Origin of the sequence: Tamlana sp. I1 (assembly GCF_015355625.1) — a bacterium.
Classification (GTDB): domain Bacteria; phylum Bacteroidota; class Bacteroidia; order Flavobacteriales; family Flavobacteriaceae; genus Pseudotamlana.
The window spans coordinates 120,055-135,786 of the sequence record NZ_JACLAF010000001.1; the positions used below are offsets into that span (position 1 = coordinate 120,055).

A 15,732-nucleotide genomic window follows, 5' to 3' on the forward strand; every position below is an offset into this window, starting at 1 on the left:
ATATGATTAAAAATCCCATATTAAAAGGATTTAATCCAGACCCTTCTATAATACGTGTTGGCTCCGATTACTATATCGCAACCTCTACTTTTGAGTGGTTTCCCGGAGTGCAAATTCATCATTCAAAAGACCTTGTAAATTGGAAATTAGTAGCACGGCCTTTAAACCGCGTGTCGCAATTAGATATGCGAGGAAATCCCGATTCTTGTGGTGTTTGGGCTCCTTGTTTGTCGTATAACGACGGGGTGTTTTATTTGGTGTATAGCAATGTGCGATCGTTTGATGGTATTTGTAAAGACACGCCAAATTATTTGGTAACAACCACAGATATTCTTGGAGATTGGAGCGAACCTATTTATTTGTCGTCGCGAGGTTTCGATGGGTCGTTGTTTCATGAACCCAAGGGTAAAAAATGGTATTTAAATATGCTTGTAGACCATAGAAAGGGAAAGTTTTTTGGAGGCATAGAAATGCAAGAATATTGTCCAGCGCAACAAATGCTTGTTGGAGATGTGTATTACTTAACCGAAGGAAGTAGTTTGGGTTTGTCAGAAGGGCCTCATATTTTTTTTAAAGACGGTTTTTACTATATGATTATGGCCGAAGGCGGTACCGAATATGGGCATGCCATGACTATTGCAAGAAGTTCTTCCATTTACGGCCCTTATGAAATGCATCCAAATAATCCTCTGGTGTCTTCTCGAAATCATCCAGATAACGAATTGCAAAAGGCAGGTCATGGCGATATTTTTCAAACGCAGCATGGCGATTGGTATGCCGTGTTTTTAATTGGACGCCCTATTTCTAAATTGGGAAAATGTACTTTAGGACGTGAAACAGCTATTGAAGAAGTGATTTGGGAAAACCAATGGCCCTATTTAAAACAAGGAGGTTGTGTGCCTAGAACCTATATTCCAACTCCTAATTTAAAGCTGCAACCGTTTAAAAAAGAAGAAGACATGATACGATTTAATATATTGGAGTTACCAATCGATTTTCAGTCTTTACGTATCCCTGTTTCCGAAGAATGGTGTTCATTACAGGCGCGACCTGGATATTTAAGGTTGTATGGGAAAGAATCCTTAGCATCGCAATTTCAACAAAGTTTAATCGCCAGACGTGTACAAGATTTTCACGTTGAGGTAACAACAGCCATAGTGTTTCAGTCACAAAACTTACAGCAAATGGCAGGTTTGGTGTTTTATTATAATACAGATCATTCGCATTATGCTTGTATTACTGCAAATTATGATGGCTCTGAAAATCATCTTTCTATTTTTTCAGCAAACAATGGCGAATCATCTTCACAAGAAGAATTAATTGATGTTACCGGGCAAGAGAAAATTTATTTAAAGGGTATTATGCATTTGGAAGACCTGCAGTTTTATTATAGTTTCGATAATAGAACCTATCAAAAATTGGGAGAACTTTTAGATGCTAGTATTTTGTCCGACGACCACGTGCGGGATGGTAGCGATCGTTACCGTCCTGCATTTACGGGGAGTTTTGTAGGGATGTGTTGTCAAGATTTAGCACAAAATAAAAACTACGCCGATTTTGAGTGGTTTGAATATAAAGCACTTCCGCTTAAATAAAATGTTATAAACTATTAAATTGAATGACTTCGGAAATGGATACATTAAAATGTTTAAAATTGAAATCAAAATACATCATCATTTCACTAGCACTCCTGGTTTTAAGTTGTGCTGATGCTGAAAAGAAATCGAATACTTTAGAGATAACAGAACAAGCAGTACAACCTAAACGACCACTTGCTAAATTTGAACCTGAAGATGGCGAAGTATTGCTTTTTGCAGGACAAGAATTAGAAGCCGTAGGTGGGTTATCCGATTATAATGATGGGTATTTAGATTATTTTGAACGCCCTGCAGGATGGACCACCTATACTAATATTAATCCAGGCGAAACGTCCTTTGGCCGTACTCAAGAAGGGTTGGATGGGATTTATGAAACCAATGATTGGGGTGATAACGATTATAATGCGACGCTTCAATTGAATGATCCTGATTTTGAAAACATGATTTTAGCCATAGGCTTACAATTTGTAAATCATGAAGAAAAAGTGGCCAATGGCACCCATGATGCATATATTGATAAACTTGCTAATTTTTTACTGTCCTTAGGGAAACGTCCTGTGTTTTTACGTATTGCGTATGAGTTTGATGGCGATCCATGGAATCATTACGATAGAAAATTAACCATAAAAGCCTATCAACGTATCGTAGATAAGTTACGCGAAAAAGGAGTTACAAACACTGCTTATGTATGGCAATCTACAGGTTTTGTGTCTAATCAAGAGCAGTTAGAAGCTTGGTATCCAGGTGATGCTTATGTGGATTGGTGTTCGTTTTCGTTTTTTAACCGATGGAAAGAACAAGAAATGATTGAGTTTGCTCGAAAGAAAGGAAAACCTGTTTTTATTGCGGAAGCGGCACCAACTATTTCAGATTTCAATACTAAATTTACTGGACAAACAAAGGAAACTAAATTGGGGAATCCAGAACAAGCAGAAGAAGCTTGGCAAAAATGGTTTCTTCCGTTGTTTAAAACCATCGACGATAATCCTGATGTTGTAAAAGCGGTAAGTTATATTAATTGTTATTGGGAGTCGCATCCTATGTGGAAAGACAATCCTACTTTTCAGTATGTCGATTCTCGTTTGCAATTAAGCGATACCTTAAGTAAGCGTTGGAAAAAAATTACGAGTCAACCTAAGTATATTAAATCCTCAGAAAACTTGTATGATGTGTTGTATCGTGATTAATTTTTAAAAAACAGAAGTTTAATTAAGTCCTTTACTTTAATCTAAAGGTCGTGTAGATTCACGTTCTAAAAGACTTGTTTTTATAACTTTAGTTTCAAAAGTAGATTTATCTATGTCTTTTTGTTCAATACGTTCAATAAGTTTTTCAGCAGCATTTTTTCCCATGTATACACCGTGTTGACTAATACATGTGATAGACGGATTGGTGTAACGAAACAACTCGCTACTCGTAAAACCAATTACCGAAATATCTTCAGGAATTTTATAACCTCTTTTTTTAGCGATTAGCATGGATTCGGCAGTAGAGAATTCTTCAAGACCTATAATAGCATCAATTTTTTGATAGTCTAACATGGTTTTTATCTCTGTTTCAAAATCGTAGTCTTTTTTTATTAATGTAATTATTTTTTCATTTATAGGAATGTTATAATCTTCTAAAGCTTTTTTATAACCTTCAATGCGTAGTTTTATAATGCCTAAATTATCTAAAACAGAAACAATGGCAATGCGTTTACATCCTGTTTTTATAAGATGTTCGGTGGTTTTATAAGCACAATTAAAGTCGTCTACAATGATTTTGTCAGTCTCAACCGAATCTGAAACTCTATCGAACATAACTACAGGCCCTGCATTATTTATAAAACCCTCAATATGTTTAAAATGTTGTTTGGATTGCGTTTCTTCACTTAAAGAAATGAGTAAACCATCAATAAAACCATTTTCTAACATGTCTAAAGATGCGATTTCCTTTTCAAGTTTTCCGTTAGAAATAATTGTAATTAAATTATAGCCTTTTTCATTGGCTACTTGTTCAATGCCATTAAAAATTTTAACAAAAAAATGGTTGAGAATTGTAGGCATAACTACACCAATGGTTTTAGTTTTTTTATTGAGTAGGCTTAAAGCAATACTATTGGGTTTGTAGTTATGATGTTTAGCATATTCTTGAATTTTTTCTCTTGTAGCTTCACCAATTTCATAACTGTTTTTAAGAGCTCTAGAAACAGTCGCAATGGAGACATTAAATTCTTTAGCAATATGTTTTAATGTAATTCTTTCTTTCATTTATACATAGAGTGTTAATGCTTCAGGGGAGATAAAAAAATATGTGTTACGCTTTGTATGCATTAAAATTAGTAATGAGAGCGTTGGTTTTTTAGAAATTTTAACACATCCGAAAGTAGTAAAAATATCAATCAAATCCTTCTTTCATTTTAATGAATTTAAAGTGTCTTTTAAAAGAACCTTACGGGTTCCAAAAATTGAAAATGTGGTATTATAAAATTTTATTCCATTTTATTCAACGTTCACTTGCGGACTATTTATTCTGAATTTCTTGATTAAGCAACGGTATTCTCCGGTAAAAGAAATATTAGAATTTTAGGTTTTAAAGTTTAAAAAACTCTTAAAAAAGACATAAATAGGTCCTAAATAATTCATAAAATGCAACCCTGTATAGTTCTTGTCTAGTGATAAAACATATGGTTTATGTATAAGTGGCCTAATTTTGATTTTTCAATATAAAATGATAAAAATGACTCAAAACACAAGCGTTTTAAACAAAAAAGTAAACTTGATAGTATTGGTTTGCTTATGCTTTACCCTTTTTAATTGCAACGATTCAGATTCTAATCCAGAAAACCATAAACCCACTGCAGTTGACGATGTACTTACTGTTGAAGAAAATAGCAGTGCAGGAGAAGCCAATCAAGTTGATGTTTCTGAAAATGATACTGTTGGAAAAGATGGCGGTGATGACGATAATTACAGTTTGTTTGCCAACGCTAAAAATGGCGATGTAAATGAAGTTAGTGATGGCGTTTTTGAATTCATTCCTGATGTCGATTTTAATGGAGCAGACAGCTTTACCTATACTTTAAAGGATAAAGATGGCGATTCAGACACAGCGACAGTTCATGTTACAGTAAACCCAGCTGGTGGACTAACAGCTGAAGATTTTGAAAACATAGACCCCAATTTTCCGTCTTTTGTGTCTATTAATAACACCACGCCAGAAGGTAAAAAATGGGTGAAAAATGAAGCTATGTCTGATGAATTTGATGCTTGGGACAACAGCAAATGGTTTAAATCGACTTGGAATTACGGCGTACCTGTACTCATGACAACGGCTAATACAAACTCTGGAGTTGCAGATGGAAATTTATGGATTAAAGCCACTTTAAACGAAACCAATGTGGATGGTCGATGGTTTCAAACAGCTAGAATTCACTCTAGAACAAAAGCGAATTACCCAATGTATACCGAAGCACGTATAAAAGCAGCGCACATTTCAGCTTATAATACTTATTGGTTGAATAATGGCGATTCGGCAAACCGTGATGAAATTGATATTATAGAAAACAATTCGAAACCATCTTGTGGTTGTCAACCAGATTTTCCTATGCAAATGAATTCGCAATACTTCCAAGCCGATTCAAACAAAACACCTGGGGTTATACGTGATGAAGATAATTTTAATCAAAGTAATTTATCAGATGTTAACCCAAGTAAAGGTATTAAGTGGAATGAAGGCTACCATACGTTTGGTGTGTGGTGGATAGACTCGAAACACATTCAGTTTTATTTAGATGGCGAGCCTGCAGGTCGTGTTGAAGTAGGGCATGACCGTTCTGGTAATGTGTACACCGATCGTGAGTTTACAAGAGATTTAGAGATTATTTTTGATTTATGGACCGCAGATGAAAGTTGGTTAGGTGGTTTGCCACCAAAATCCGATTTAAATGATAACAGTATAAATACTATGAAGGTGGATTGGGTAAGAACCTGGACCTTAGAACAGGAGTAATTTCCTAAGTTTTAAATAGCCACGAGTACACAGTAGACTAAATAAAAACAGAGTTAAAAATTTGTGTATTCGTGGCGTGTTTTATAGCCTATGATTTTCTCTAAATCAATTAGGCATTTGCAATATTTATTAGGCTAGAATTCATTGATAAAATCGGTTAAGTTATCATTGCGTTCTAAGCCTAATTTTTTGCGTAAACGGTAACGCGATGTGTGTACACTTTCTACGCTTATTCCTAAAATGGATGCCATTTCCTTGCTTGAAAAATTCAACTTTATTAAAGCGCATAACTTTTGGTCGGTCTGACTAAGTTTTGGGAATTTTTCTGTGATGTTAGCGTAAAAGCTCTGATTAATATTTGTAAATCTAGCTTCAAATTCCTTCCAGTTACTCGCCGTATTACCTTGAATACTTTTTACCATACGCTTTATAATCGTGGTATCAATTTGGTTATTCTGTTTAGATAATTTTGAGTTTATAGACTCTAAAAATTCATCTTTTTCAATAAGTTGTAATGCAGAAGACGCTAATTGTTTGTTTTTTAATTCAAGAATATCATTTTGCCTTTTACGCTCAATTTCTTGTTGCTTTTTAATGTATTGTTTTTCCGATTTATGCTTTATCCTTAAGTTTCTTATAAAAACTGTGGCAAACAAAGAGATAAATAAAACAACCACCACTAAAAGAATGGTTTTAAGCAGCCAGATTTTGTCTTCATGCTCTAGTTCAGCTAGTCGCTTTTCTTTTAATAAAGCCTCTTGTTTTTGTTTTTCAACCCTAAAATCATCTTTAATCTCTAATAAATGCTGATTGTTTTTACTACGACCACCAAAAATATTATTGTTTAGCTCGTTAGCATGCAAAAGCGCTTGGTAAGCTTCTTTGTATTTGTTATTTGCTTGATATAATTCTGACAATGACTCGTAGTTTCTAGGTGCGTAATTGCTATGCGTATGGTATTTTTCGCCCAATTCTAGCGATTTTTTAAAATAGCTTTCACTCAATTCAAAATCATTTAAATCGCGATATACTTCACCAAATAAATAGTAAATAATGGTCAGGTAGGAGGGGTCAACTCTTTTAAAATAAGCTTCAGATTCTTTTAACATGTCAATGCCTTCCTTACAGCTGCCTTCTTTACATTGGATGTATCCAAGTTCGGAAGCTGCAAAATATGGCGGATTATCGGTTAATTTGCTATGATACACGTTACTACTATCAAGATATTTACGAGCCAAATCAAATTCCTCTTTATTTCTGTAGAAAACAGCAATCGAAAAATAATCGCTTCTTAAATTAGTGTTGTAATCAACAGGATCTAATCGTAGTGTTTTATCTATTGCAATAGATTTATTAAAATATTTTAAGGCTTCATCATCTCTTTTATAATAACTATAAAGCCATCCTAATTCGTTGTAAATACTGGCTATAGAAACTGAGTCCTTAGACTTGTCAGCTAAAAGAAGGGCGTTCCAATAACCATCATAAGATTTTCCATAATTAACGTTATGAGCATATAAAAAAGATAAATCTGTTAAACTGTTTATGGCTGCTAATGTGTCTTTTACTTTCAGTTGAAAATCGACACTTTTTTGAAAGTAAACTGCAGCGCTATCTGGTTTGTCGTATTTTAATTTTTCTGCTTTCTGATAGAATGAATCACGTTCAGCTGGATTTTGACTGCATAGCATCTGAACATGAAAAAGCGCTAAAAAAATAAGTAGGAAGAATTTTAATGGCTTCATAATAATTAATTGTTAGTTTAATTTATTCGTTTAGTTAGTTGTGGTAGTGGTAGTTCTGGTTTTCAAATGTAAAGAAAAAATATAGGTGCACAAGGTGTTATTGGAAGGTGGTTTTTCTTCAATTGTCTAGTTTAATTTATTTATTTTTCAGTTTTTACACTTTAAAAATATATTTAATTCACTGGTAATCAAGATTTTGTACAATCGTATTGTTTTTATCGTGTTGTGTTTGTATTTGTTTGATTTTTTTTAAATGTTCAGTTGTTGTCTAGTATTAAATTGTCAATAAATTTAATTTATAGTACGAAATAGTTAAAAATTATTAAGTTTTACAGAGAAATTCTTAGTTGTTTTTTTATTGAATGACGGGTGTGTCCGTTGTGAATTTGATGTGTTGTGTGTACTTTTTGTTTGTTAGTTGAGTAGCGTATTGTGTGTCAAGTTTGTAGTGTTTTTTATTTTTTGCTTGTGTTTTTCTAAATTTTAATGAACAATTTCTGAAGCGTCTACTTGGTTTTTAGTGCTAACAATTGTATTAATAGTTTTTTGATTATGATACAGCTTGTGTAAATAGTTAGCTTCTTGTTTGCTTTGTAAGGGATGTATGGTGGTGTTGTCTAGTGAGGTAAAACCTATTTGTAGTATGTTTATATAATGCAAAGTAGGTGTCTAGGGCTTAAATGTACTGTTAAAGATTAGTCTTGCTTTTGGGTTTTTGCTTCCGTCGATTTTTAAAGACATTAATTATTAAAGTAAAATATTTTTACTCATACTGAATCTTAGGTTTCATAAAATGGTTAATTAATTGCAACACAACCTTGGTTTCAAATGATCTAATCAGTCTGCTTTAAATGGCATCAAAATAAATGATGTCGTTTCAATTTGTTTTAATTGCTTTTCTTGAAAATTAAAAAAAGGCGTTTTTGGGCTCTTATTATTTTTGAAATATTCAATTCATCAATTCGATAATTAAGCTGAAAAACATGACTTATTAACAGCTTGTTGAGTGTTTTTGTAGTTAAAAATCGAGGTATGCTAACTATTGTACAGTTCTAGTCTAGTGCTAATTCCCTGTTGATCTAATATTATAAACCATTTTTGTATTCTAATAATTTATTAAAAATGAAGAATCTATTTTGTGTTGTTTTTATTATTTGTGTTCAATTTTTATCTTATTCTCAAAATAATAGTGAATTTGATAGAGAATTGGACTTTAATTTAGATTGGAACTTTTATTTAAGCGATTCCGATGTAGATTATAAAACTATAAACAAATCTAAATTCAAAAAAGTTAATCTGCCTCATGATTGGGTTGTAGAAAATGGTTTTGATGAATCTTTAGGCGATGATGCTAAAGCTACTGGTTTTATTCCAAGTGTGGGCTATGGCTATTATAAAAAGGAATTTAGTTTAAAAACTGAATCAAATGAATTAACCTATATTCTTTTTGATGGGGTATATAATAATTCAGAGGTATATATAAATGGTCACAAATTAGGATTTCACCCTTATGGTTATTCACCTTTCTATTACAATTTAATACCGCATTTAAATACAAATGGTAAACCTAATACTATTATAGTAAAGGTAGATCATAGCCGCTTTGCCGATAGCCGTTGGTACACTGGAGCAGGAATTTACAGGAACGTTAAATTAGTTACTACCAATAAACTTCATATTCCTATTTGGGGGACTTTTGTTACAACGCCTTCTGTTTCCAAAGATCTTGCAAAGGTTAAAATGGATTTGAGTTTTTCTAATGCATATAATTCAGATGAAAAAGTTTTTGTTACCACTAAGATTTTTGACGCCAACCAAAATGAAATCGCAAAAACAAGTACTGAATTAGCTATCAAAGCGCAATCAAATGCTGAAATCACTCAGGATTTAAATGTGAACCATCCTCAACTTTGGGATGTTAACTCTCCATATTTATACAAAGCAGTAACAACTATTAGTAAAAACAATACGGTTATCGATGTGGTTGAAACCCCATTCGGAATCCGCACGATTAAGTTTGATACCAATAAAGGTTTCTTTTTAAATGGTGTAAACATGAAGATTAAAGGGGTGTGTTTACATCATGATGGCGGACTCGTAGGAGCTGCAGTACCAAAAGATGTTTGGGAAAGACGCCTTAAAATTCTTAAAGATGGTGGTGTGAATGCCATAAGAATTTCTCATAATCCAGCTTCAAAGGAATTTTTAGAATTATGTGATGAAATGGGCTTTTTGGTGCAAGATGAGTTTTTTGATGAATGGGATAACCCTAAAGATAAACGTTTAAACACTAACGAAAAAAGTGTCGATTACGTTACTCGTGGTTATCAAGAACATTTTCAAGAATGGGCAAAGAAAGATTTAACAGCAATCATGTTAAGTCATCGTAACCATCCTTCAATCTTTCAGTGGAGTATTGGTAATGAAATCGAGTGGACCTACCCAAGAAATGCCGATGCAACCGGTTTTTTTGGAAACATGAACTGGAACGGAAATTACTTTTGGGATCAGCCGCCATATTCTCCAGAAAAAATCAAGGAACAGCTAGAAACCCTACCAAGAGGTAAATACGATATTGGTGAAACGGCTCAAAAGTTATCACGTTGGACAAAAGCTTTAGATACAACACGTCCTGTTACAGCAAATTTAATTTTACCGTCGGTAAGTCATTTGTCTGGTTACACCGATGCTTTAGATGTAGTTGGGTATAGCTACCGCCGTATTTTATATGATTACGGACACACAAACTACCCAGATAAACCAATCATGGGAACCGAAAATTTAGCGCAGTATCACGAATGGAAAGCTATTATGGAGCGTCCGTTTATTTCTGGAACTTTTCTTTGGACAGGTATCGATTATATGGGTGAAATTAGAGAACCTTGGCCAGTGCGCGTGCAACCTTCAGGCTTGTTAACATCAGCTGGTTTTCCTAAAGGGTCGTATTATATGATGCAATCCTTATGGACCGAAAAACCAATGATTCATATTGCGACACAAACCATTGAAAAGTCATTAAATAAAATTGATGACAACGGCAATATCGTGGCTAAAAACCCGAATAAATGGAAGCACGCCCTTTGGGAATGGCAAGATGTTAATGACTATTGGAACTATGAAAAAGGGGAAATGATTGCTGTTGAAATCTACTCAAATTGCGATGAAATTGAATTGTTTTTAAATGGCAAATCTCTAGGTAAAAAATATTTAAAAGATTTCGAAGATCATATCTATAAGTGGGGTGTGCCTTTCACTAAAGGAACTTTACTTGCTAAAGGCTCTAAAGATGGTGTTGTAACAGAATCGAAAATTGTTACGGCTACCAAATCTTCTGAAATCGAATTAATTGCTGATGATTTAACACTTGATGCAGATCATTACGACGTATCAAATATTGTGTTGCAATTGGAAGATAAACATGGAAATCCTGTTGCTACAGACGATCGTGAAATTCATTTTGAAATTTCTGGACCTGCCAAATTATTAGGTGTCGATAACGGTTGGAAAAAGAGTGTACAACCTTTTCAGTCTAACAAAAACACCACGCATAACGGTAAAACCTTATTAGTTATTCAGGCTACAGGAACACCAGGAACCATTCATGTTAAGGCTAAAGGTCGCGGATTAAAAACGGAAACGATTTCTATAAAAAGTAAATAAAAAATTTAAAACGATATGAAAGCAACACGTTACGAAGGGGATAAAACCTTCAAAGTAATTGAAAAAGAAATGGCAGATCCAGCTGCTGGCGAAGTTAGAATTAAAGTCGCTTATGTTGGTGTTTGCGGAACCGATGTTCATATTTACCACGGTATGATGGACAAACGTGTAAACATTCCTGTAACCATCGGGCATGAAATGTCTGGGGTTATTGATGCTGTTGGCGATGGTGTTTCCGATTATGCTGTTGGCGATAAAGTTGTAGTTCGTCCGTTGGATGATAGAAAAGTAAAAGCTTCCGATAAAGGTTTCAATCACATTTGTGAAGAATTAAAATTTATTGGAATCGATAGTGAAGGGGCAATGCAACAATATTGGAACGTTCCAACATTTACTTTACACAAATTAAAAGAATCAACCGATTTAAAACTGGCTGCTTTAATTGAACCTTTATCGGTGGCAACACACGATGTACGTAGAAGTGGTTTAGTAAAAGGTGAAACTGCTGTAGTTTTAGGTGGTGGTCCAATTGGTTTATTAGTGGCTATGGTGGCTAAAGAAGTTGGCGCACAAGTAATTATTTCTGAAGTGAACCCGAAGCGTATTGAAAAAGCAAAAGCTCTTGGTTTTGATGCTGTGAGTCCGATTGATGTCGATTTAGTGGAATACGTAAAAAGTAAAACAGAAAACCGTAGAGCCGATGTGGTTTTTGAAGTGGCTGGCGTACAACCTGCATTAGATATTATGTGTGAAGTTGCTGGAATTCGCGGTCGTATCGTGATGGTGGCTATTCACGGAGAGAAAAAACCAGTGGATTTATTTAAATTTTTCTGGAAGGAACTAAGCTTAATAGGGGCTCGAGTTTATGAGAAGGAAGATTACGAAAAATCTATCGAACTGATCACAGCTAACGAATTACCGTTTGAAGAGATGATTACCGATGTACAGCCTTTAAGTAACATTCAACAAGTTTTCGAAAACATAGACAGAAATCCTGATGGCTTAAAAGTATTAATGGATTGTCAGTTATAAATTCTAAAAAATAAATAAAAATGAGCATTTTAAATACATTCAGTTTAGAAGGAAAAACAGCTTTAGTTACAGGTTGTAAAAGAGGAATTGGTAAAGCTATGGCTATTGGTTTGGCCGAAGCTGGTGCAAATATTATTGGTGTTTCGGCATCTTTAGAATTATCGGGAAGTGATGTCGCTAAAGAAGTGGAAGCTAGAGGAAAAAAATTCTCGGCATACCAATGTGACTTTTCAGATAGAAAATCGCTTTATAAATTTATTGAAGCTGCTAAAGCCGATCATCCACAAATTGACATTTTAGTAAACAATGCAGGAACTATTTTAAGAACGCCAGCTGCAGAACATCCAGATGAGATGTGGGATAAAGTGATTGAGGTAAATCAAAATGCACAATTCATTTTAACTCGCGAAATCGGTAAAGAAATGGTAGCTAGAGGTGCTGGAAAAATCATTTTCACAGCTTCATTATTAACCTTCCAAGGTGGGATTACCGTACCAGGATATGCGGCTAGTAAAGGTGCCATTGGTCAGTTAACCATGGCTTTTGCTAACGAATGGGCAGGAAAAGGTGTGAATGTAAACGCTATTGCTCCAGGATATATCGCTACAGATAATACTGAAGCTTTAAGAAACGATCCAGCGCGTGCAGAGTCCATTTTATCACGTATTCCAGCGGGACGTTGGGGGAAACCAGAAGATTTTGCTGGTCCAACCGTATTCCTAGCTTCAGAAGCTGCTAGCTACATGAACGGTTCTATCGTATTGGTAGACGGCGGTTGGATGGGACGCTAATGGATTCCACAATTAAATAAATATGAAAAACACTCTAAACATAATACCTTATAAATTTCCAATTTTAACAGCGTTTATTTTTGGAGTGTTTTCATTTGTATATGGTCAAAATCAGCCTAATATCATATTCATCTTATCTGATGATGCGGGTTATGCCGATTTTGGTTTTCAAGGCAGTAAGGAATTCAAAACTCCAAACTTAGATAAGCTGGCTGAACAAAGCATTCGCTTTACCCAAGCTTACGTATCTGCTGCGGTTTGCGGTCCTTCAAGAGCCGGGATTTTAACCGGGAAATACCAACAACGTTTTGGTTACGAAGAAAACAATGTGCCTGGCTACATGAGTGCTTCTGGAACTACAGGCGATGATATGGGCTTACCACTTGATCAAAAATTAATTTCAGAATACCTTAAGGAACAAGGTTATAAAACGGCTTTATTCGGAAAATGGCACATGGGCAACGCCGACCGTTTTCATCCAACAAAACGCGGTTTCGATACCTTTTACGGATTTAGGGGTGGCGCGAGAAGTTATTACGCGTTTGACGAGAATAATAAAAACTCTAGAAAAGAAGACCGCATGGAACGTGGTTTTGGCACTTTTGAAGAGTCTAAACAGTATCTAACCGATGCCTTGGCTCATGAAACGGTTCAATTTATTGAAGAAAACAAAGCACAACCATTTTTTGTCTATTTGTCTTTTAATGCGGTGCATACACCCATGGAAGCGCATCCAGACGATTTAAAAAAGTTTCCAAAGTTAAAAGGCAAACGAAAAACTTTAGCAGCTATGACCTTGGCTTTAGATCGTGCCTGCGGAAAAGTATTCGATAAATTAGACGAGCTAGGTTTACGAGATAACACCATTATTGTTTTTACCAATGATAATGGCGGTCCTTCAGATACCAATGCGTCTTTAAATAAACCTTTAGGCGGTACAAAAGCCAATCATTTGGAAGGCGGTATTCGCGTACCATTTTTAATGGCCTTACCAAATCAACAACACAAGCATACAATTTTCCAATACCCAATAAGCACCTTAGATTTATTTCCTACGTTTTACAATCTAGCAGGAGGAAATGAGAAGCAAATTGCAGGTTTAGATGGTGTTAATCTGTTGCCTTTCGTAACAGGGGAAAACAAATCGAGACCACACGAAACATTGTATTGGAAGAAAGAGGTTAGAGGAGCCATTAGACATCAGGATTGGAAATTAATTCGTTATCCAGATCGCCCTGTAGAATTGTACAATTTAGCTGAAGATGAATCGGAAGTTAACAATTTAGCGACAACGCATCCAGACATTGTAAACGACTTATATAAACAATTTTTTGAATGGGAAGTGTCTTTGGAACGCCCACGTTGGATGCTAAAACATCAATATGAAAAAGACGCCATAGAGCGATTAGATAAATACAGAAACTAATAATTAAAACGGTTAATTATGACAAAAATAAAAGACTATCAGTTATTCATTAACGGAGAATGGAGAACATCAACATCAGGAGAAACGATTGATATTGTAAGCCCATCAACTGAAGAAGTTGTTGCGCGCGTACAAAACGGGACTGCCGAAGAAGCTAATGAAGCTTTAGAAGCTGCCGATAAAGCTCAAAAAGAGTGGAAAAAATTACCAGCGCGTAAGCGTGCTGAATTATTATATAAATTGGCGGATGAAATAGACGCTAATAACGAATATTTAGCCAATTTATTAACTAAAGAGCAAGGAAAACTTCTAAAGGTAGCCCGTTTTGAAGTTTCTGTTACGGCTTCATTTATTAGATATGCTTGTGAAGGTGCACGTCGTATTGAAGGGGATATCATTCCTTCAGACAACCCTAATGAGCAAATTTGGATTCAAAAAGTACCTCGTGGTGTGGTTGTTGCCATTACCGCTTGGAATTTCCCATTAGCTCTAGCTGGTCGTAAATTAGGTCCTGCTTTAGTGGCAGGAAATACGATTGTTATTAAGCCAACTTCCGAAACGCCTTTAGCAACTTTAGAATTAGGAACTTTAGCTAACAAAGTAGGGATTCCAGCTGGTGTTATCAACATCCTTACCGGCCCAGGTCGTGTTATGGGGAATGCTTTAGTGGAAAATCCAATTACCAAAATGGTAACCATGACAGGGTCTACGCCTGTAGGACAGCAAATCGCAAGATTAGCAGCGAATAACTTAACACATGTTCAATTAGAATTGGGTGGAAAAGCACCATTTATCGTGTTTGAAGATGCCGATATCGATGCAGCAGTTGAAGCGGCTTTACATTCTCGTTTTGATAACTGCGGACAAGTATGTACCTGTAACGAACGTATGTATGTGTATGAAGGTATTTACGATGTGTTTATGGAAAAATTCATTGCTAAAGTGAAAACTTTAAAAGTGGGAGATCCGATGCTAGAAGAAACCGATATGGGGCCAAAAGTAAACGGTTCAGAATTAAAGCACATGGAGCATTTAGTGGCCGTTTCTATTGAAGAAGGCGCTACAGTAGCAACAGGAGGAAAACGTCCTGAAGGCGCTCAATTTGAAAAAGGTTTCTGGTTCGAACCAACGGTTTTAACCAATGTAACACAGGATATGACGATTGTTCATGAAGAGTCATTCGGACCTATTTTACCAGTACTTAAATTCGCTTCTTTTGAAGAAGTTATTGGTTATGCAAACGACTGTGAATACGGTTTAGCAGCCATGGTTTTCACTAACGATATGAACACCATTATGAAGTGTAATGATGAGTTAGAATACGGTGAAATCTATGTAAATAGAGGACATGGTGAACAACATCAAGGTTTCCATAACGGATATAAATTATCAGGTTCTGGTGGTGAAGATGGTAAATACGGTTTCGAACAGTATTTAGAAAAGAAAACATTCTACATTAAACATAAAGCTTAATTAAAACGTCAATA

10 protein-coding genes are annotated in these 15,732 nt (G+C 35.1%); 8 read left to right on the forward strand and 2 right to left on the reverse strand.

Going from position 1 to position 15,732, the window contains the following annotated elements:
- Window positions 1-2 precede the first annotated feature (2 nt).
- Both H6X70_RS00455 and H6X70_RS00460 read left to right on the forward strand, forming a co-directional pair.
- Complete coding sequence (locus tag H6X70_RS00455; RefSeq protein ID WP_228530218.1) at window positions 3-1,595, forward strand: glycoside hydrolase family 43 protein; 1,593 nt, start codon at window positions 3-5, stop codon at window positions 1,593-1,595.
- A 59-nt stretch (window positions 1,596-1,654) separates the two neighbouring features.
- Window positions 1,655-2,785 carry a glycoside hydrolase family 26 protein gene (locus H6X70_RS00460; RefSeq protein WP_194765711.1) on the forward strand — a complete coding sequence of 377 codons (1,131 nt, stop codon included), beginning with the start codon at window positions 1,655-1,657 and terminating at the stop codon, window positions 2,783-2,785.
- 36 nt (window positions 2,786-2,821) lie between these two features.
- Here H6X70_RS00460 and H6X70_RS00465 read toward each other — a convergent pair whose 3' ends face one another.
- Complete coding sequence (locus H6X70_RS00465) at window positions 2,822-3,850, reverse strand: LacI family DNA-binding transcriptional regulator (RefSeq protein WP_194765712.1); 1,029 nt, start codon at window positions 3,848-3,850, stop codon at window positions 2,822-2,824.
- A gap of 469 nt (window positions 3,851-4,319) precedes the next feature.
- Between H6X70_RS00465 and H6X70_RS00470 the strand changes: the two genes are divergently transcribed.
- On the forward strand, window positions 4,320-5,591 hold the full coding sequence (locus H6X70_RS00470) for an Ig-like domain-containing protein (RefSeq protein ID WP_194765713.1): 1,272 nt from the start codon (window positions 4,320-4,322) through the stop codon (window positions 5,589-5,591).
- Between the two features lie 134 nt (window positions 5,592-5,725).
- On the opposite strand, the gene H6X70_RS00475 is transcribed toward H6X70_RS00470, so the two are convergent.
- The gene (locus tag H6X70_RS00475; protein ID WP_194765714.1) at window positions 5,726-7,336 is read right to left on the reverse strand and encodes a tetratricopeptide repeat protein; all 1,611 of its coding nucleotides are present in this window, start codon (window positions 7,334-7,336) and stop codon (window positions 5,726-5,728) included.
- Between the two features lie 1,122 nt (window positions 7,337-8,458).
- Here H6X70_RS00475 and H6X70_RS00480 point away from each other — a divergent pair.
- Genes H6X70_RS00480 through aldA form a run of 5 tightly spaced genes read left to right on the forward strand, consistent with a single transcriptional unit; the run spans window position 8,459 to window position 15,718 of the window.
- A complete protein-coding gene (locus H6X70_RS00480; RefSeq protein ID WP_194765715.1) occupies window positions 8,459-10,996 on the forward strand; it encodes a glycoside hydrolase family 2 TIM barrel-domain containing protein in 2,538 nt (845 codons plus the stop codon).
- Window positions 10,997-11,011: 15 nt separating this feature from the next.
- The gene (locus H6X70_RS00485; RefSeq protein WP_194765716.1) at window positions 11,012-12,028 is read left to right on the forward strand and encodes a zinc-dependent alcohol dehydrogenase; all 1,017 of its coding nucleotides are present in this window, start codon (window positions 11,012-11,014) and stop codon (window positions 12,026-12,028) included.
- A 26-nt stretch (window positions 12,029-12,054) separates the two neighbouring features.
- Window positions 12,055-12,819 carry an SDR family NAD(P)-dependent oxidoreductase gene (locus H6X70_RS00490; RefSeq protein ID WP_174545283.1) on the forward strand — a complete coding sequence of 255 codons (765 nt, stop codon included), beginning with the start codon at window positions 12,055-12,057 and terminating at the stop codon, window positions 12,817-12,819.
- Between the two features lie 22 nt (window positions 12,820-12,841).
- A complete protein-coding gene (locus H6X70_RS00495; RefSeq protein ID WP_194765717.1) occupies window positions 12,842-14,245 on the forward strand; it encodes a sulfatase in 1,404 nt (467 codons plus the stop codon).
- A gap of 18 nt (window positions 14,246-14,263) precedes the next feature.
- The gene (aldA, locus tag H6X70_RS00500; protein ID WP_228530219.1) at window positions 14,264-15,718 is read left to right on the forward strand and encodes an aldehyde dehydrogenase; all 1,455 of its coding nucleotides are present in this window, start codon (window positions 14,264-14,266) and stop codon (window positions 15,716-15,718) included.
- Window positions 15,719-15,732 lie beyond the last annotated feature (14 nt).